Source organism: Mycoplasma sp. 10961, from assembly GCF_055523525.1.
In genome coordinates, this window is the sequence record NZ_JBVFVD010000001.1 from 831573 (window position 1) to 852345 (window position 20773).

Annotated in this window: 15 protein-coding genes and 1 tRNA gene; 7 read left to right on the top strand and 9 right to left on the bottom strand. The window is 29.1% G+C overall.

The window, feature by feature from the left end:
• Nucleotide 1 precedes the first annotated feature (1 nt).
• The 8 genes from AC0B4T_RS03575 to AC0B4T_RS03610 all read right to left on the bottom strand — a co-directional run bounded on the left by AC0B4T_RS03575 (nt 2) and on the right by AC0B4T_RS03610 (nt 12534).
• Nucleotides 2–1615, bottom strand: a complete 1614-nt coding sequence (locus AC0B4T_RS03575) for an ABC transporter permease subunit (protein ID WP_465101244.1) — start codon at nt 1613–1615, stop codon at nt 2–4.
• Nucleotides 1615–3882 carry an ATP-binding cassette domain-containing protein gene (locus AC0B4T_RS03580; RefSeq protein ID WP_465103161.1) on the bottom strand — a complete coding sequence of 756 codons (2268 nt, stop codon included), beginning with the start codon at nt 3880–3882 and terminating at the stop codon, nt 1615–1617. Before AC0B4T_RS03580 ends, AC0B4T_RS03575 begins: the two co-directional genes overlap by 1 nt.
• A 97-nt stretch (nt 3883–3979) precedes the next feature.
• Nucleotides 3980–5326, bottom strand: coding sequence for a BMP family ABC transporter substrate-binding protein (locus AC0B4T_RS03585; RefSeq protein WP_465103162.1), 1347 nt, complete (start codon nt 5324–5326; stop codon nt 3980–3982).
• 123 nt (nt 5327–5449) lie between these two features.
• Nucleotides 5450–7579, bottom strand: a complete 2130-nt coding sequence (locus AC0B4T_RS03590) for a bifunctional metallophosphatase/5'-nucleotidase (RefSeq protein ID WP_465103163.1) — start codon at nt 7577–7579, stop codon at nt 5450–5452.
• A gap of 294 nt (nt 7580–7873) precedes the next feature.
• A complete protein-coding gene (locus AC0B4T_RS03595; protein ID WP_465103164.1) occupies nt 7874–8554 on the bottom strand; it encodes an IS30 family transposase in 681 nt (226 codons plus the stop codon).
• Between the two features lie 81 nt (nt 8555–8635).
• Nucleotides 8636–10567 (bottom strand): ABC transporter ATP-binding protein, encoded by a 1932-nt coding sequence (locus AC0B4T_RS03600; RefSeq protein WP_465103165.1) that lies wholly within the window; start codon nt 10565–10567, stop codon nt 8636–8638.
• Nucleotides 10568–10582: 15 nt separating this feature from the next.
• Complete coding sequence (locus tag AC0B4T_RS03605; RefSeq protein ID WP_465103166.1) at nt 10583–12373, bottom strand: ABC transporter ATP-binding protein; 1791 nt, start codon at nt 12371–12373, stop codon at nt 10583–10585.
• 84 nt (nt 12374–12457) lie between these two features.
• Nucleotides 12458–12534: transfer RNA gene (locus AC0B4T_RS03610), tRNA-Arg, on the bottom strand.
• Between the two features lie 89 nt (nt 12535–12623).
• Between AC0B4T_RS03610 and mnmA the strand changes: the two genes are divergently transcribed.
• From mnmA to AC0B4T_RS03640, 6 genes are all read left to right on the top strand, one after another.
• Entirely contained in the window at nt 12624–13739 is a 1116-nt protein-coding gene (gene mnmA / locus AC0B4T_RS03615; RefSeq protein ID WP_465103282.1) for a tRNA 2-thiouridine(34) synthase MnmA, read from the top strand.
• 8 nt (nt 13740–13747) lie between these two features.
• The gene (alaS, locus tag AC0B4T_RS03620; RefSeq protein WP_465103167.1) at nt 13748–16372 is read left to right on the top strand and encodes an alanine--tRNA ligase; all 2625 of its coding nucleotides are present in this window, start codon (nt 13748–13750) and stop codon (nt 16370–16372) included.
• Nucleotides 16360–16815, top strand: coding sequence for a Holliday junction resolvase RuvX (gene ruvX / locus AC0B4T_RS03625; RefSeq protein ID WP_465103168.1), 456 nt, complete (start codon nt 16360–16362; stop codon nt 16813–16815). Before alaS ends, ruvX begins: the two co-directional genes overlap by 13 nt.
• Nucleotides 16794–17468: a BC85_0335 family putative methyltransferase gene (locus AC0B4T_RS03630; RefSeq protein ID WP_465101236.1), complete on the top strand. Its 675-nt coding sequence runs from the start codon at nt 16794–16796 to the stop codon at nt 17466–17468. The genes ruvX and AC0B4T_RS03630 overlap by 22 nt, the downstream gene beginning before the upstream one ends.
• 29 nt (nt 17469–17497) lie before the next feature.
• Nucleotides 17498–17986, top strand: a complete 489-nt coding sequence (gene greA / locus AC0B4T_RS03635) for a transcription elongation factor GreA (protein WP_465103169.1) — start codon at nt 17498–17500, stop codon at nt 17984–17986.
• Between the two features lie 150 nt (nt 17987–18136).
• Nucleotides 18137–18514 carry an IS30 family transposase gene (locus AC0B4T_RS03640; protein WP_465103170.1) on the top strand — a complete coding sequence of 126 codons (378 nt, stop codon included), beginning with the start codon at nt 18137–18139 and terminating at the stop codon, nt 18512–18514.
• 226 nt (nt 18515–18740) lie between these two features.
• On the opposite strand, the gene AC0B4T_RS03645 is transcribed toward AC0B4T_RS03640, so the two are convergent.
• Complete coding sequence (locus tag AC0B4T_RS03645; protein ID WP_465102832.1) at nt 18741–19922, bottom strand: IS3 family transposase; 1182 nt, start codon at nt 19920–19922, stop codon at nt 18741–18743.
• 152 nt (nt 19923–20074) lie between these two features.
• Here AC0B4T_RS03645 and AC0B4T_RS03650 point away from each other — a divergent pair, with 152 nt between their 5' ends.
• Nucleotides 20075–20773, top strand: a complete 699-nt coding sequence (locus AC0B4T_RS03650) for a hypothetical protein (protein ID WP_465103171.1) — start codon at nt 20075–20077, stop codon at nt 20771–20773.

The following is a 20773-nucleotide window of genomic DNA, read 5'->3' on the forward strand; positions in this document are numbered from 1 at the left end:
ATTACACTCCTCCTTCTACAGTTAAATCTTTAATTTTGAAAGTTTGTTTATATTTTGCTAAAACTTTCTTATTAAAGTCTAAAAATAATGATTCTTTTAATATATTAAAGTTTTGTTTACGGTTTTGAACTTGGTTTTTAAATTTATTCTTTGAATCACGATATTGGTTTAAACCAGCCTCATTACGTTTTGCAATATGGTCGAATTTAGCTTTAGATAATTTGGTGTAAAAATCTAAAAGTTCTTCTTCGCTCATATTTTTTGAAGCTTTGATTTGATTGTAAACATCTTTTTGATATTGCATTTCTTGTTTTCTAAAGTTTAAACGAGTTTTAATACCAGTTGTATATAGTTTAAATAAGTTAATTTTCTCAGGTAAAATATACTTAAATTTACTAATGTGGTATGTTTTAAAGTTATATCAATAAGTTTTATTTGTACTTAAATATCCATATTTAGCCATAGTTCTCATTACCCTAAATTTATAGAAAATAATTGCTAAAGCTGACATAAAGATAATAATACCAGTAATAATTGGGAAAAAGTCAAAAGTAACTTTTTCAGATCCTCTTAAGAAACTAAATCCAATTTGAGAAGTATTTATAAGAGAATAGAATATTGACGTAAATAAAACACCAATTGGACTATTTAAAGCAATTAAGGCTATTGCAATTGCTTCAAATCCAATTCCCATAGGCGCAGATGCTGCTTCTAATTTATTGTTCTTAAGAATAATTAAGAAAAACCCAGCAACACCAGATAAAGCACCTGAAATCCCCATAATGGTTACTATAAGTAATTTTTCGTTAATACCAACATATTTGGCATTAGTTTTATTTAAACCAACCATTTTGATTTTATATCCAATAGCTGTTTTACTGTAAATAAATCACACAAAAACAACTAAAGCGATAATTAAGCCAATTCCAAAATAAATAAATAAATTTTGATGTTCGGCACTAATAAAAATATTTTTTGTTCCACTAACTGGGTCAAAGTAACTAAAAGCTTCCTTCCCAAAAGCTTCATTACCTTGTGTAAATAAATATTTTGCGATATATGTAATAATTCAGTTTAAAAAGATCGTTGAAATAACTTCGTGTACATTAAAGAATGCTTTTAAGAATCCGGAAATAAGTCCTATAAACATTCCCATGATTATAAAGACAAAGAACATTCCAACTAAGAACTCTAATGAAATCTTTTCAATATCTAATTTTAAACCAATAATAATTGCAAAGAAAATAATTGCAGGGAAGGTCATTTGACCTGAAACCCCAATATTGAATAACCCTGATTTAAAACCAATCGAAATGGCTAAACCAGAAAAGGCAAAGAAAAGGAAATAAAGTAAGAAAACACTTCTATTAGATTCAGTACTTGAGAATCTAAAAATATATGTTACAAATGAGAAAAGTGTTGTATCTTGGGGATTATCGCCAGTACTTCCAATAATTCAATAAATGATTGAAGCAAATAGTAATCCAAAGAAAACAGCTCAAATAGATGCAAAAATCTTTCTACGACTGCTTGCTTTTTCTTCAAACATAAAGAATCTACGAGTTCTTTCCCCAAAATCTACAACAGGATTATCTGCATATAAACCTTTTTTCATTAGTTTGCTCCTTTCTCTTCGTTTTTATGCGCCATATAAATACCAATTTCAGTTCTGGTTAAATCTTTAGCTTCTTTAACAGCTAAGATTTCACCTGTATTTATAACCGCTATTTTATCAGCTAAAGCTAAAACCTCATCAAGTTCATACGAAATTAATAAAATAGCTTTACCATTCTTCTTTTCTTCTAAAATTTGTTCGTGAATGTTTTTAATTGCTCCAACGTCTAAACCACGAGTTGGTTGCACAATTAAAATAAAGTCATGAGGAGAATTCATTTCACGACCAACAATGAATTTTTGTTGGTTCCCACCAGAAAGTTGGCGAGCTTGGGAAATACCATTGCGGGCTCCTCTAACATCATATTTCTCAATAATATTTTTAGTTTCTTGTTTAATAGCTTTTTCATTAAAAATACCAAATTTTACATAAGAAGAATCTCAAAGCCTACGCAAGACAGTATTGTATTTAATGTTGTAGTCCAGTACTAAACCGTGTTTATGTCTATCACTTGGAATAAATGAAAGACCAAGCTTTGAAATTTCGTAAACTGAAAGATTTTCTAAATCTAAGTATTCATCTTGGTCTTGCAGCTGTTCTTTGTCATTTGATTTAGTGAAGAATAATTCTCAACTATAAAAATGGATTAATAATGCTACAGCAGAAACTAAAACAGATATATACATTATTACATAAATAACATTATTAGTTGTTGTACTTAATGTTGCTCTAATATTTGTAAAAGCAATAAACACTAAAATAATAAATGACACAATGTATAAAATTGAATTTAGCAGAATAACAGCAACATGGCGAATTAAATTGTTTTTATCAAAGATTTGTCTGGAAATATGTAAGGCTTTAAAGATGAAAACTAAGTTTCAAGCCATTAGTAGCCCATTAATTAAGAAAATAGCTAAAGAAACTAATGGTATGATTTGAGATTCATTTAAAATAAATCCTGAAAGCCATAAAATTAATAAAGTTAATGTTGTAACTAAATATGATATTTTTGTTAAGTAAACAATCCGGCGCGTTTTACTTGAAAAATTATAAAAGACAATATTTTCAAGTTTCTTACGGTTTTTTACTTCACTATTAACAGATTGGAAGAAAAATACAATTGTCATAGCATATAAAAATCCACCAATTATTTTATAAATAACGTTTATATCTTTTGCTTCTGGTGTTAACACCATCAAAATCGTACCAACAATAAATGTTAAAAAGAACATTAGAACATTAAAGTAAATTTTTCTTATATTGGCTTTTTCAATTATTTTTAATTTTTCTTTAATTAAAGGTGTTTTGGTTAACTTAATTGTTCCATTAGAAGGTTTTTTCATACCACTAATAACATATTCTAAGTCAGTTTGACCATTGCCTTCAACTCCAGCAATAGCAACAATTTCACCGCTTCTAATTTGTAACGAAACATTTTTAAGGGGTTTTTCACCTTCTGTAGAAACATTTTGTACATCTAAAATAATTTTATTTTTTGTTGTGTCGGTATATTCATTACGGGCATTTTCAACTTCACCGCCAACCATTCGGTTAGCCATTTCTTCAATTGAAACATCTTTAACGGCAAAATTACCTGTAACTCTTCCATGACGAATAACAGTTGCATTGTCAGCAACTTCTTTTATTTCACCTAATTTATGTGAAATAAATAAAATTGTTTTACCTTGTTCTTTAAATAATTTGAAAGTATTTAAAAGACCTTGGATTTCCTGGTCTGTCAAAACAGCTGTAGGTTCATCAAAAATTAAGATTTCTGAATCACGGTAAAGCATTTTCATAATCTCAATTTTTTGTTGGGTGGCAACTGTTTCAGTACCAGTTAGTTTATTTAAGTCAAAATGTAAATCAAACTTATTTTGAATTGTTTTAATTTTTCTAATTGCTGGTGCATAATCAATAACACGAGTATTTTTATTGATATCTTCAGCACCAAGGACAATGTTTTCCAAGTTGGTATAAACATCAACTAATTTAAAGTGTTGGTGCACCATACCAATACCTAAAGCATTAGCATCATTAGGCCCTTTGATTAATACTTCGTTATTATTAACTTTAATAACACCATTATCAGGTGAATAAAGCCCAAATAAAATTGACATAAGGGTACTTTTCCCAGCACCATTCTCACCAATTAGTGCATGTATTGTTCCTTTTTCAACTTGAAAACTTATTTCTTGGTTAGCCTTAATAGTTCCAAAGGACTTAGAAATATTATTAAATTCAATAGCATTAAGTTTTTCCATTTTAACCTCCTTTCACTAGATATAATAAAAAGTAAAGGTATCATTTGAAGAATTAAACCGCCATCAGGCGGCTTAATAAAATAACTTTTTGAATAAATTATTGATTTACTGCAGCTAAAAGTGTATCAACTAATGTTTTAATTGAGTTTTCGTCTGTGGCAGCTTGTGATTCTTTAGTAGCTTTTGCTGCACTAACAAATGCTTTCTCATCTGCTGAAAGTGCATTGAATTTAGTTTTAGCTTCCTCAATAGCAGCTTGCATTTTTTCTCTCTTAGCTGTATCTGCAATTGTTGAAGGTGCTAGACCTACTCAACCGTCACCAAATCCACCATAGTAGTTATTTTTGTCACCTTGTTTGAAGGCTGAAATTTTGGTTTCAAGTGCTTGAATTCCAAATACTTTAGCTAAAATAATGTCATATGTTGCTTGTGCAATATTCTTAAGTACTGAAGTAGCAAAGTAACCTGAACTAGCTGGAATTGATTTAGATTGGTCAACGTCAACTCCAACAACTAATTTATCACGGTATGATTCATTACTTGTAACTGATTGTACTGTTTGAGTTGTTGCAGGTCCAGCAACTGGGTAAACAATTTTAGCACCTGTACCTAACATATTGGTAATTGCAGAGTTTTGAGCGTTATTAGCTTCAAATCCTGCATTTAAATTAATACTATCAGCATGTTTTGTTTTTAAAGTTGGGTTGGCATCATTTCATGCTTTAATACCTTTTAAATATCCGGTAATAAAGTCTGTAACCCCGAAGAATGCTCCTCCACCTAATGTAGCAACCTTTCTTGAATCTGGTGCACTAGCAAACTCTGTTGATAAGTATTTTGAAAGTGCATATCCAAGTTGTCATGAAGCTTGGTTAACATCAAAATTAAGTGCATAGAAGTATTCATAGTCAGTATTTACAGTAAAGTCAATTCCGATAATAACAACTTTCTTTTGTTGTAATTTTGCTTTATTTTCTTTAATGAATTTACTAATTTCTTCGCCATGCGCAAATCCTGGTAAAACAAGTACATTAGTACCAGTATCTACAGCAGTATTGTATGATTGTTGGTATGTGTTTTTACTTGGTTTTACTGTAAAAAACTCAAATGATTGTTCTGTATCTGATTTTTGGGTTTGATCACCAATAGCATTTAACGCTTCTCAAGCTGATTGGTTGAATGATTTGTCAGTAACATTACCTGTATCAGTAATTAAAGTAAATTTAATATTTTTTGCTTTAATTGCTTCTGATTGAGCAAAGTCATGAGTTAAGGTTGAGTTTGTTGTAAGTGCTGCAACTCTTTCTGAAGATCTTACATAGTCACTATCACGTCTGTGGTATCCAGATGTTCGAGTTTGAGAACCCCCACAAGACACCGCAACAGCTGGTACTAGGAATGTACTAATTCCAGAAATTGTTAATAATAATTTTTTAAATTGCATAAATGCTCCTTTTCTTATAGTTTGATTGAAAATATATTTAATTTATGTGCTTAATAATATTATACACAATTATTGATTTTAATAAACATAACTTAATAGTTAAATATTACTTTTTTATTGAAATTATTTAGAAGTTTTTTTAGCCTCTTCCGGAATATTAACTATTTGAGTTTTGTATTTATCTGCATTTAAATATGAAGATAAGGCACTTTCAAATTTATTTTGGTCTAGTGATGCTCCGGATGCTGAGACCTTCTTAGCATATTCAATTAAGGTATCAATATATTTATCACCTTCATATGCTAAAACTACTCCATCATTAGCATCAACATTTAACATACCATATCCATCACCACCTGCCAAAATAAAGTCATTTGTAACAATGTAGTAATTTTGATTTGGATCAATAGCTTTGTTATTTACCTTAAAGCTTGATGTATCTGCTTCTCAAACATATTCTTCTAATTGTGTTTTAGTATTTAGTTTTTTAACTGCATTAACAGTGTAAGAAATGTTGGTAGATAGTTGGGCAAAACCACCAGCTTTACCAGCACCTAAACCATGTTTTAAAGCTTCAATAACAACCGAACCTTTAACTCTAACAGCAGCGATTCTATTGCCAAATGGGCTGACTGCTAAAGCATCTCCACGTGATATTTCACCTTGTTTTAGGTCAGAACGTAATCCACCACCATTTAGAAGGCCAATAGTATTATCTAAAGTTCCAACTTCAAAACCTTGTCTTGAACCCCAAGGCTCTTGAGTTACAAATCCTCAAGCTAGCGCATCAGCAGCATAAGTTCCGAGGCTTGTAGGCATTAATCTACCTTTCCAGTATGAAGTTCCATCAATGTTTACACTGGTCACGTGTTCAAATACTCCTGGAGAATCAAAAGCTTTAACTGAGTTTTCTTTAGCAAATACTGTTTTTAGACGTGCTAATAATTTATCACTTAAATTAGCATTGTAAATTTCAATTTGACTAATATCTCTTAAAACTTGGAAAACTTGAGTAATTTTTCCAGTAGAAGTATCAAAAGTTATGTCAATATCACCTAAATATTTAGTATATGCTTCAGTTTGAGTTATATAAATATTTTTAGTATCAGTTACTTTATCCTTGTTATTTATTGGAACAAATGAATGGCTGTGGCCATCGATAATTAAATCTAAACCATCACCAGCATCTTGTTGTGCAAGATAATCTGATGTTCAAGTTGCATCGTTTCTACCTGTTCCAAGGTGAGTAGCAGCAATAATTAATTTAATTTCAGGATTGTTTTGTTTAATTTCATTAACTGCTTTTTTTAGTTCATCACTTGGTGATCTAAATTCAACTAGTGCCGAATTTTTAGGGTGCGAAGTATAAACTGTATCAGGGGTTGTTAAACCAATGATTGCAACTTTGATTCCGCTTTCTAATTCTTTGATAATGTATGGTTTAAAGACTCTTTTACCAACTAAATTTTGATCATAACGATCTGGTTTGTTGGTTTCATTTGCATAATCTTTGTAGTATACATTAGCTGAGATAAATGGCATTTTAATACCCTCTTTATCTTGAGAAGTGCTTTCATTTAATGCTAAAATATGCTCTAAACCATAGTCAAACTCGTGGTTACCAACAGTAACTGAGTCATATTGCATATATTTAGCAATTTGTGAAATTGTTTTTCCTTTATCCGAATCTGATAAAGGTAAACCTTGAATCATATCACCTGCTGATATTAATAAATCACGTTTCTTATCAGCAAGGTATTTACTGGTTTCCACCATACCAGCATATTTGTTGTATTTAGAGTCATCAAACTCAATTCTTCCATGTTCGTCATTAGAGTGGAAAATCTTTACTGTTCTTAAAGTTGAATTTTCAGATTTTTCTGCTTCTCTTAAACGAGTAAAGAAATAATTGTAATTATGAACTAATGGGGTTAGTTTTGCTTTAGCATTGAAAAATAAATCAAAGATTTTATCTTCAATAGCTGTTTTTTTTGTTTCATCTTTTTCAGATGAAAGTTGTGATTTTAATTTATCAAGTTCTTTTGCAAAAGTATCAATTGCTTCATTGTAACTTACATTATTTTTTCTATATAAGTCGCGTCAGTGTTCTGCAGAATAAACTGGTTCAACACGTGGTATATCTGGATCACCAGCAATAGGTTTATTACTTCCAGAACAAGATACAACAACTGCAAAACCTGATGATAATGCAGAAATTGTAGATAATTTAAATAGTAATTTCTTGTATTTCATAAATAAACTCCTAATATATTTTATGTGTATATTTATATTATATAACATCTATAAGAATATGCAATTAATACAACAAGAAAATATTTTAAAATTAGTATTTTTAAAATTGTTTTTTGGAAAAGTCACTTGCAAAATATTAACAAAATAATTGTTTTTCAATTTTAACATAATTTTTAGATAAAAAAATGTATGAGAAAACAGAAAACACGGCAGTGTTTTCTCGTCGGTTTTGCTTACTTTTGTCAAAAGTAAGGCCCCTTTGATTGCAATCAAAGGCGGGGGATTAAAAATTTCTTAGGTTATATTATATTGCCGGACAACTTGCCGATAGTTATTTATTTTTTCCATCATATAATCAATTTCTTGCTGAGAGTATTTATCTAAGCTTTTTCCTTTGGGAATGTAATACCTAATTAAGCGGTGCATATTTTCTATTGAACCTTTTTGTCATGAACTATATGGTTGGCATTTAAACAATCTTTCAGTTGGAATGACCTGGTGCAATAAGACATTTTCACTACCATTATCAACTGTTAAAGTTTTAATGTCTAAGTTATGTTTCTTGATTAGTTTTAGAAGAGTTTGTTTTATAGCTTTGGAGTTGCGTTTTGAGAGCATAGCATAAGACATTCTGGTTTGCCGTTCAATTATGGTCACAATACAATATGTATCATTGATTTTACCAATAACGGTGTCTAATTCAAAATGGCCATGTTCCAAGCGATCATTAATATAAGCTGGACGTTTTGAAATTTCTGTAGCATATTTTAATGTTTTAGGTTTGGTTTGTTTTTTCTTTCTTATGCCATATTTGCCTTCAGATTTTTTAACAATATGGTCAAAATCAAGGAAATAAGGGTATTTTTTGATTATTTTATAAATTGTACTAGGTGAAGGAGCAAATTCATCAGGGGAGAATTTTTTAAAAGAATTCACAAGATACGTAACTGATTTCTTAACTTCTTTTTGCTGCAAATTCTTTTTATTTCTATTTTTATTGTATGTATTTAGCTATTTAAATTAAAAAATCATATGCAATTTCTTGCATATGATTTGTTAGTTAAACTGAGATTGATATAAATTGTAGTAAAAACCTTTTTCTTGTAATAATGATTCGTGAGTTCCTCTTTCGATAATCATTCCATCATTAACTACAAGTATTAAATCAGAATTTTTAATTGTACTTAGCCGATGAGCAATTACAAAAGAAGTTTTATATTCCATTAACCTTAACATTGATTCTTGAACTATTTTTTCAGTGCTTGAATCAATGTTTGAAGTAGCTTCATCTAAAATTAAAATATTTCTATTGGTTAAAATCGCCCTTGTCAAAGACAATAATTGTTTTTGACCTTGAGAAATATTTGACCCATTATTTTCAATTAAGGTATCATATCCATTTTCTAAAGATAAAATAAAGTCATGTGCTTTTGTCATTTTGGCGGCATTGATAATTTCTTCCCTTGGTGCTTTTGGATTTGCCTTCTTTAAATTATCAATAATTGTTTCATTAAATAAAAATGAATCTTGTAATACAATTGTCATAATATCCCTTAAATTATTTGTATCAATTTCTTTAAGTTCATGGCCATCAATTGTAATGCTTCCAGATGTATAATCATAGTATTTAGACAATAAATTAACGATCGTAGTTTTTCCTGCTCCAGTAGGTCCAACAATAGCAATTTTTTGTCCCCGATTCGCAGAAAAGCTTGCTTGTTTTAATTGATATTCTTGAGAATCATTAAGGTATTTAAAAAAAACATTTCTAAATTCTACTGTTCCTTTAACTGATTTATATTCCAATTCATTAGTATTATTATTAAAAGTTTTTCAAGCATAAAATCCATATGGATCATTTGCATCAGTTTCCTCAAATTTATTAGTTTCTTGGTTTAATGATACTTTGACTATTTTTATTTTTTGATCTTTTATAACTGGCTCAGGCTCATTTAATAAATTTCCTACCCGTGTTGCTGATGCCACAGCACTTTGTGCCCCAAATATAGTACCTAGTGCATTTTGAAATGGACCTAAGAAATTTCAATTAAGCGAGATATAAGTTACTATTAAACCAGAAGTAGCAATATTAGTTGTTTGTCCCATAATGCCTGGAACACCTCAAATTGGCTCTTGCCTAAAGAAGAAAAATGCTGAAATGCCGGCAATCACTAAAATTATACTATTTGACATTATTGAATAAATAATTTCAAAACTTCGAGAAACTAAATCACTTTTAAAACTAACATTTCTAATATCTCTGGTTAACTGTTCAAGTTCTTTTAAAATAGGTTTTTGTTTTTCAAAGGAATTAGTAATTTTTGTATTTGTTAATGTTTCTTCAACAAATGCATTCAACCTTCCAAAAGCATTACGTACTTTTTCAAAGTAAGGTTGAGATTTTTTAATTAACATCATAACACTAAAAAGCATTAGTAAAGTTAATGGTATGACAATTAATGTTAATTTAGCAGAAACTAATAACATCATTATTAAAGATAAACTAATGTTAATAAAAGCATTAATAACCGCTGATAAAACTTGGTTTAATGAAAAAGCAATATTTGTCACATCACCTATAATTGTTGAAATTAAATCACCAGCTTTATTACGATCATAAAAGCTAATATTTAATTTAAGCATTTTTTTTATAATTTTTTTTCTAATATTTGTCGCAGTTCCAAAACTAACTTTAACAAAATATCTATTTTCTAAATATCTAAAAATTCCATAAATAATATAACAAGAAGCTAGGAGCACCAAAATTAGCGCAAAGCGAGTTGTGTCAAAATTTTCAAAAGCACTCTTCCCATTTGCGATAGGATCAAAAAAGGAACTTACAACGAGCCCGACTAATAAACTACCTAAGATATATGCAACGGCATTGATAAAAGAAAAAAGACCTCCGAGCATAGTTTGTTTTTTAAAATCTCTAGCGAAAGAAAATAATAGTTTGATTGCTTGCCATGATGAATATTTTTGTTTCATATCTTTCTCCTTATCTTATTGTTCTAATTGATTGTGATAAATATCTTTATATCAATCACATCTAGCAATTAGTTCACTATGACTACCTCAATCAATAATTTCACCATTGTTCAACACTAAAATTTTATCAGCATCTTTAATTGAATTAACTTTTTGAGAAATAATAATCGTTGTACATATATAATTTTGTGCAATATTTTGCACCATTTTTCTGGCTGTTAAATTATCAAGAGCGCTAGTTGTATCATCAAGGATTAAAACTTTTGGATTAGTTAATAAAGTACGAGCTACTGATAAACGTTGTTTTTGTCCACCAGATAAATTTTTCCCTCTTTGCTCAACAACATGTTGAAAAGTATCACTGAATGAGTTAACAAATTCAGTTGCACAAGCACTTTCAATTGCCTTATAAAGTTCTTCTTGTGTAGCGTCCTCTTTTGCAAATTTTAAATTACTTTCAATGGTCCCTGAATAAAGCATAGCTTCTTGAAATACAATTCCAACTTGCTTATGTAATTGTGATGAATTAATTTCATTTACTTCCTTGCCAGCAATTTTTACACTACCTTCAGAATATTTCATATTATTAACTAAAATATTCGCCAGCGTTGATTTACCAGAACCAGTAGGTCCAATAATTCCTAAGGTTTGCCCAGCTTCTAATTTAAAATTAATATTTTTTAAAGCATACTTTTCAGCAGTTTTAGAATATTTATAACTAAAGTTTTTAAATTCAATTGAATATTCGCTTGTATCATTTGGCAATGATTTACCATTATATATTAGTAATTCATCATATTCACAAGTAATTACATCCATGATTCTTTTTGATGATACCCTTGCCCTAAAAAATGTCCCTAAAAACTGCCCAAACATTGAAACACCTAACGCCATCATAAACTCATACTCAATAAAAGTATTAATTTTAGCAATTAATTTACTTACATCTTGAGATGGATTAGCAGCAAGTAATCGATATCCTCCATAAAAAATAAATACAATAACTAAATTAACTGCAAAAAAGAAAAACGGCATACTAATGGAAAAAATATTAAAAATATTAATTCCGTTTTTCTTCCATGCTTTATTTGTTTGTTTAAATTTTTGATATTGTTGTTCTTGCAAATTGTATGCTTTAATGAGTCTTGCTCCACTGATTATCTCATTAACTGATTTAGTATTATTATCAATAATTGTTCGACCCTTAATAATTAAAGGCATAACTTTTACTAAAATATATAAAATTGAACCAACAATTAAAGGAACAATTGCAACAATCGTTCAGGTTAACGTTAAGTCTGTTAAAATTGCAAATGTTAATCCAAATGCTATAAATAATGGTGCTTTAATTAAAGCGCTTGTAGCTCCAACTAAAAACTCTCAAAAAACTGCAACATCATCAGTAATTCTGGTTATCAAAGATTCAACACTAAAATGTGAAATATCTTTTAAGCTAAGTTTTTGATATTTGGCATATAAAATATTCCTGTAAAATTCAGAAGCATTTTCGCCAGCTCATATTATTATAAATAGACTGACAAATGATGTTAAAGCGCCGCCTATTATTAATCCTATTGTGCTCAATAATAAAAATATAAATGCTGAAACAAAGTCTTTTGAACTATAAATTACATTTTTAAAAACTTCAATTTCATACAATTCTTTTTTATCGATTAATAGTGGTAAAAATTGCGATATGAAAATTGGAGTTAACATTGTTAACCCAACATTAATGAATAAAAGTAATACACCAAATAAAAAATGAATTTTGATTTTTCTTGGTAAGATTTTTAAAGTTTTTATCATAAAAAAACCTCTTATTCTACTTATAACTAAAATTGTTATAATATGATTATTTTATTAAATTATTTAAAAAAGTTATAAAAAAAATGGCGATCACGAGAGGATTCGAACCTCTGACCACAAGCTTAGAAGGCTCGTGCTCTGTCCTGCTGAGCTACGCGACCACATGTTATAATTTTAACATAAATTAAAAAAAATCAAAAAAATTCATTATAATTTTTTAATATTAAATTAAAGGAGTAATATGGATATTTTAAAAAAACGAGTTGTTGTAGGACTTAGCGGCGGTGTTGATTCCTCTGTTGCCGCTTATTTGTTAAAAGAGCAAGGTTATGAAGTAATTGGACTTTTTATGCGTAATTGAGATAGCCTTGCCAACAATGATATTTTAGGAAATAATACCTTAAACAATGAAGCATGCCCACAGGAAGTTGATTATAAAGATGCAATGTCTGTTGCTAAAAAACTTGATATTCCATTGCACCGTGTTGACTTTGTAAAAGAGTATTGGGATAATGTTTTTCAAAATTTTATCGATGAATATGCAAAAGGACGAACCCCTAATCCGGATATTTTATGCAATAAATATATTAAATTCAATTCATTTGCGAAATATGCATTTGAACAATTAAAAGCTGATTATATTGCAATGGGCCATTATGCTAAAGTCGAAAATGGTTATTTACTACGAGCAAAAGACCAAGATAAAGATCAAACTTATTTTTTAGCTCAATTGACTAAAAAACAGTTAGAAAAAGTTTTAATGCCACTTTCTGAGTTAACAAAATCAGAAATTCGTAAAATAGCTGCTAATTTAGATTTAATAACAGCCAATAAAAAAGATTCCACTGGAATTTGTTTTATTGGTGAGCGTAGTTTTGGGAAATTTCTCCAAAATTATATCCCTGCACAAGAAGGAGATATTATCGATATAACTACAGAACAAATTATCGGGAAACATGTTGGTGTTTTTTATTACACAATTGGACAACGCAAAGGATTGAATCTAGGGGGGATGAAAGAACCATATTATGTCTGTGGTCATGATGTATCACAAAATATTTTATACGTTGCTCCAAGTTCAAAACCTCAATACTTAATTTCTGATTCCTTAATTGCATCTAATTACACTTTTAATAATCAAAATTATAATCCTGAAAATTTAACCGCGAAATTTAGGTATCGCCAAAAGGATATTAAAGTAAAAATAGAAATTTTAAACGATAATCAAGTTAAAGTATTTTACCCAGATACTTCTTCAGCAGTCACGCCTGGTCAGCAAGTTGTCTTTTATGATGGAGAATATTGCATTGGTGGTGCTACTATTGATGAATTATTTATTAATAATAAAAAAATTGATTACTTATAGGAGTAGATATGAATTCAAAATTAATTAGAGAAAAATGACTTAACTTTTTTAAGCAAAATGGTCATTTAATCATTCCATCTAAAAGTTTAATTCCTCAAAATGATCCATCTTTATTATGAATTAATAGTGGTGTTGCCACATTAAAAGATTATTTTGAAGGAAAAAAAATACCACCTTCAACAAAATTAGTTAATTCACAAAAAGTTATTAGAACAAATGATATTGAAAATGTGGGTTTAACTGCACGTCATCATACCTTTTTTGAAATGTTAGGTAATTTTTCAATTGGTGATTATTTCAAAAAAGAAGCAATTGAGTTAGCAACCAAGTTTTTGCTGCAAGAATTAAAACTTGATAAAGAAAAATTATACTTTACATATTATTATGAAGATCTAGAAACTAAAAACTTATGAATTAAGGAAGGTTTTAGTGAAGATCATATGATTCCTGGTGATAAATCTACTAACTTTTGAGAAGTCGGATCAGGTCCATGTGGCCCTAATACAGAAATTTTCTATGACCGAGGGGAAAAATACGATAAAAGAGGTTTGGAACTTCTAAAAAATGACGTTGAAAATGATCGTTATGTTGAAATTTGAAATATTGTATTTTCTACTTACAATTCAGATGGTGAAGGCAATTACAATGAATTAAAACAAAAAAATATTGATACAGGTGCCGGCTTTGAAAGAATCGTCTCAATTATGCAAGATGCCCCTACTAACTTTGACACAGATTTATTCTTACCAATTATTCATGAAGTTGAAAAATATACTACTTGCAGATATCAAACCCAAAACTACTTTACAAAAGATGTTAAACAAAGTGAAATTAACACTTACTTTAAAGTTATTGCAGATCATATGAGATCTGTTGTTAACGCAATTGCAGATGGAGCTAAGCCATCAAACGTGGGTCGAGGTTACATAATTCGCCGTTTAATTCGTCGCAGTTTATATTTTGCAATCTTACTTAATATCCAAGAACCTATCTTACATAAATTAGTAGATACTATTAAAGAAACATTACCATATCAATATGATACTACGCCAATAATAAACATCATTATTGATGAAGAAGAAGCTTTTTCAAAAACAGTTGAAAATGGTCGTCAATTATTAGATAAACATATTTCAAGTGGACAAACTATCTTTGATGGAGCTCTTGCATTTAAATTATTTGAAACCTATGGCTTTCCTATTGAGCTAACAGAAGAAATTCTCGCTTCTAAAGGAATTAAAATTGACAAAGATGCTTATTTAGAAGCTAAAAAACTTCATGCTGATTCAAGCCGCGGAGCTAAAATTTCTGGAATGGATAAAGTTATCAATTCACTAGCTTTAATTAAGCAAAAAATTGATAACTTTATAGGTTATGAATTTACAGAAAATAAAACGCAAATACTACATTTAATGGATACTGATACATTTCAAGATACAATTGATGGAATAGGTTACTTAATCTTAAAAGATACACCTTTTTATGCCACAAGTGGTGGGCAAAGACATGATAAAGGTTACATATTACAAAATAATAAAAAAATCCAAATCTTAGATGTTTTTAAAGATAAATACGGTAACCACATTCATAAAGTAGAAGGGTTGATAAATTCTCGTGATACAGTTGAATGTTTTGTTGATACACAAATTAGACTTAGTTTAGAAAGAAACCACTCAGGAACACACTTTTTATTTGCTGCACTTAGAAATGTTTTAGGACCAGAAATCAAACAACTTGGAAGTGATAATAATGAAGAAAGGCTAACTTTTGACTTTCCAGCTGATTCAAAACCAACATCAGAGCAAATTACCCAAGTTGAACAATTAGTTAGAAGTTATATTAAATTAGGTGCTCAAAGACATTATTTAAATATGACCACAAACCAAGCTAAAGAAATGGGTGCTATTATGACCTTGGAAGAAGCTGAATATATGAATCCAAATTCTGTAAGAATCGTTAAATTTGATAATATTACAGCGGATTTATGTGGAGGGACGCACCTTAGTAATTCTGGCAAATTAGAAAACTTTAAAATAGTTAGCGTTGAGAAAAAATCTGCAGGGGTATTTAGAATTCGTGCTATTTCATCATATAAACTAGTTTATGAATATCTTGAAACCCAAAAAGATCAATTACTTTTAGAAGCTAATAAACTTATTAATAGAAATTTAAATCTAAATCCAGACTATAAATTTGATTTAGATTTACCAAAAGATTTAGAATTATCAATTGAATTCTTAAATAAAGCAATTGCATTAATTCGAAATGATTATGTTAAATTACAAAAAGATAAAGACCAAACTTCTAATTTTTCATATGATGATATTGAGTTTAAAACCATCTCAAATCATCAATATGCATTTATTAAAGTTGATACAAATGATAATATTAAAGTAATTGCAACAACACTAAGAGAAAAATATCATAATGCAACATTTTTTATTGTTAATAATTTAGAAGCCCCAATGTTAGTAGTTGCTTCAAAATCACAAAATTCTAATTACCTAGCTCAACAAATCTTTAAGGAATTTGGTGGCAAAGGCGGAGGCAATGCAATTTTATCTATGGGTAAAATTGCGAGCGCAGAAGGATTAGAAACATTCATCCAAGAAAAGTTACTATGAGAAAATTAGGCTTAGATATTGGCACAAAAACATGCGGAATTGCCATAACCGACGAATCAGAAATTATTTCTTCAAGTTTAGATACTCTTCGCTACGATGAAAATCAAGCTAGCAAAGAAATAATAAAATATATTAAACAATTGTTAATAAACCACAAAATAGATGGTTTGATAGTTGGCTATCCTTTGAAAATAGACGGAACTAAAAGTGCAACAACTTTTTATGTTGAAAAAATAATTAATGATTTGAAAACAAATTTAAATTTGCCAATTATGTTAATCAATGAACAATATTCCACAAAAAAAGCACATGAAATTATGCTTAGTGCCGGGTTAAAAAACCAAAAACGCAAGAAACATAAAGATAAAATGGCCGCCCAATTAATCCTAGATGATTACTTAGAATACTACAAGAATAGGGCAAATAAACCATGACTTGAAGAACTATTTTAATAATTTCAGCAGCTGTTGCACTATTTTTAGGTTTTGGTGTTTATATTGGTATTTTAATTTGAACAAAAAAATATACCAAAAAGTATGTTGATAAGTTGCAACGTGAATCAATGGAACAAATTAAATCATTACGCAATGATATTGGAATCTTGCCCTTTGAATTAGAAAATTATTTTAAATCAAAAAATAATCCTTATGATATTGAAGGCATGATTAATACAATCTTTTTAAATAATTATCAAGATAAATTAATCTTGGCAAAAGATGATGAATTTGCGTTTTCATGTTTAGCAATAAAAACCAAAGGAACCACCTATTATGATGTTAATAATATTGATTTAAATAAACTAAACCAAGGTCGTTTAAATCATCCTGATTTATACGAAAATCCAATTAACATTTATGATGATAATCAAATTGATTTTCTCGGTGTTTTCCACACTTCATATGATTTAAACACAATTTTTAACAAGTTTTATTTTAATCTTAAACCAAATGGCATGATTTGCATTTTATTACAAAATATTAAACGAAAAGAACTTAATGACTTTATTAACTTTCTCAAAGACAAACACATAAACTATGAAATATCTTACTTTTCATCAAGATTTTTATTTATTACTAATAAAAATCTTGAAAATATAGTAAAATAAAAATAATATTACATACCTCAGGAGATATAATGAGCGAATTAAACAATAATAAAATACAATTATCACAAGAAAAATATGATGAATATCTTAAAGAATATAATAAATTAATTGACGTTGAACGTCCAGCTGTGCAAGAAGCTTTAAAAGAAGCTCGTGCACAAGGGGACCTTTCTGAAAACGCTGAATACGATGCAGCCCGTGAAAGACAAGGGATTGTTGAAGGAAGAATTAAAGAATTAGAAGTAATCCTCGATAGAGCCATTATTATTGAATCAAATACCAATCGTGAAAATGATAATGTCGATATTAATACTGAAGTAGAGTTTTATAATCTAGATACAAATACTAATCATTCAGTTAAAATAACTGGTTCTCACGACGCTAATCCTTTTGAAAATAAAATTTCAACACGTTCTCCACTAGCAACTGCAATGCTTGGTAAAAGTGTTGGTGATGAAATTGAAGTAGAGGCTCCTACTAAATACACAATAAAAATTTTATCAATTAAACATTTATAGAATTATTTAATCATTTGATTATATTTTTATAGTAGCCAATAAATTAGGCTAAATATAAGCACTGACACTTTTTAAATAAAGATATCAGTGCTTTTATTTTGTAATAAGGTGATTTTGTGGTCACTCACTACAATTTTTGATAAATTTTTTATGGTAACACTTATTGAAAGAAAATCACGCCTGGCATATGCTATGTTGTGCAAAAGAGGGGCCAAGCCCGTAAAACAAGCTGTTAAAAAGCTTATCAAAACGCATAATTTAGACATTAAAACCTTAACTGTTGACAATGGCAAGGAAAACACATTACTGCACGAACTTATTCCAAAAGAACGGTTGTTTAGATGTCAGCCTTATAGTTCATGGCAAAAAGGGACAATTGAAAATATGCACCGCTTGATTAGGTATTACATTCCTAAAGGTAAAAGTCTTGACAATTACACACAAGCTGAAATTGACTATATGATGAACAAGATTAACGAATACCGCCAAGTTGTTAAAAAATACCAAAGCAAACCAAAATATTTTTAATCCCCCCCCCCCGCCCTTAATTGCAATTAAGGGTGCCTTACTTTTTGAAAAAGTAAGCAAAACAAACGAGAAAACACTAAGTGTTTTCTATTTTTCCATATCTTTTTTAAGTAAAAAATTATGATAAAATTAAACCATAATTATTTTGTTAATAACTGGCAAACGACTTTTCCAAAAAACAAAATTGTGTTTAAACATGGACAGCAAAATTTAACATTTTAGTTATTTATAATTCCATAGCAAATTGCTGTGGAGTTTTTCAGTTTAAGTTTGATTGAATTCGGTCATTATTGTACCAAATTACATATTCTTGTATCATATCATTAAGTTCATTAAATGTTATTTTTGAATAATCTAAATCATTTAATAATTCAGTTTTAATGATTCCAAACCAATATTCAATTTCTCGATTATCAAGAGAATTTCCGACTCTTGATAACGAAATAATACCACCAAGATTTTTAACTTCTTTAATATATTGATGATGTGTATATTGAAATCCATGATCTGAGTGAATGATAAAATTTTTGAATTTGTATTGCTTTAATGAATTTAAATTGTCTAAAACTAGTTCTAGATTATTACTTTTTGATAATTTAAAACCAATAATTTGTTTAGTTTTATGAGACAAAATTGCAGACAAATAAACGTGTGATTCTAACACATCTTTTGGCGCTTTTATATATGAAACATCAGTTGCATAAATATTTCGATTGTTTTGATCGTTATAATCACGATTTACGAAGTTATCAATTTGTGAAGATACATTTTTAATTTCTTTTCGTTTTGATTTTTGTCTAAGCTTACATTTTAGGCCTAAAAGGTTCATATATCTCCCTAATGAACGTTCGTTTATATCTATTTTGTATTTTTGAGATATGTAAACACTTAGTTTTAACCTTCCATATCTTGACTTTGTTTCTGCGAACGATTTTTCGATTACATCACTATATTTAGGGAGTTTTTGTGCAATTTTAATATTTTGAGTTTTAGAAATTGTTTGTCTAGAAATGCCAAAAACTTCTGCAAGCTTAACATAACTTATACTAAAACTTTTAGATTCAATAACTTTCTTACTTTTTGGTAATTCGTTGGTAATTTCATAATATCTTTTAGCTATTTGTAACAAATCATCACGATCAAAAATATCTCAATTTGGTTCTCTTTTCGTCTTAGGTTTGCCGCTTCCTTTTTTGCGGCTTTCACCTTTCTTTGTCTGCAATAAGTCTTCCATACCTAAATTATAATACTTAATTATTTTATTAATTCCAACTTTTACACTATTTCTTTGTAAGTTTTTTGTTTCTGGTGATATTTGGTAAATAGCTTGGAAAGCACCTGGGAAACCTGATTTTTGATATTCTTCATATATTTTTGCAAATTCTTCTTTCTTTAAATGTCTTGACATAATTTATCCTTTCAAAAAAAATTCTTCGTTGGTACCAACGAATGGTAACAGAAAAGCTAACATTTACATGTTAACTTTTCTGTCCGGCTTTAGTTTTGCCCAAACTTTGGAGCTTTTTTACAAAAAACAATTTGATCTGGTATAATATTCGTATGAGAATGAATCTAAAAAGAATATTTTTATTAAGTAGTGGAATAATTGGAGCAACAGGAATTGCGGGTGCTTTAGTTTACACTAATACACAAAGGACAAAAGCTTTGTCACCAATAATTACAATGACGTTATTGCAGCCATACAGTCAATTAAGTTTTTTAAACTGGTTCCTTGATACAGAACGCAGAATAGGTGAAAAATATGGTAAGGGAGGAGCTGTTGAAACAATATTTGTAAATGGTTGAGATTTAAGGAAAAACAGTTATAAGGTGGATAGTGTGCAAGTTACTGCTCATTTAGAATTAAACTATAGTTATGTGCCAGTAAAAAGAAATTTATTTAGACAAGACTATGTTGATTGACATACTATTGCCAGAACTTATGTGTTGCTCCCAAATGGTGAAAAAGTTTGGGTGAATAATATGGAACAAAACCTCAGCACGCATATAAATGGTATAGGTGCCCCATCATTACAATTTGGTTTATCATTACCAGCCGGAGCAAATTTCGGATCCTCTTTAAGTATTGGATGAAATTCAGTTACTGAAAGATTAACATTAGATAATACTAATGAGTTAACTTCTATATCAAAAGATAGAGCATGAATATGGGCATATTGAGGATTTTCGCAAAATTTAAAAGCATCATTTAGAATAAAAAATAAAATCTTTTCATATATAACAAAAGATGGAAACTAA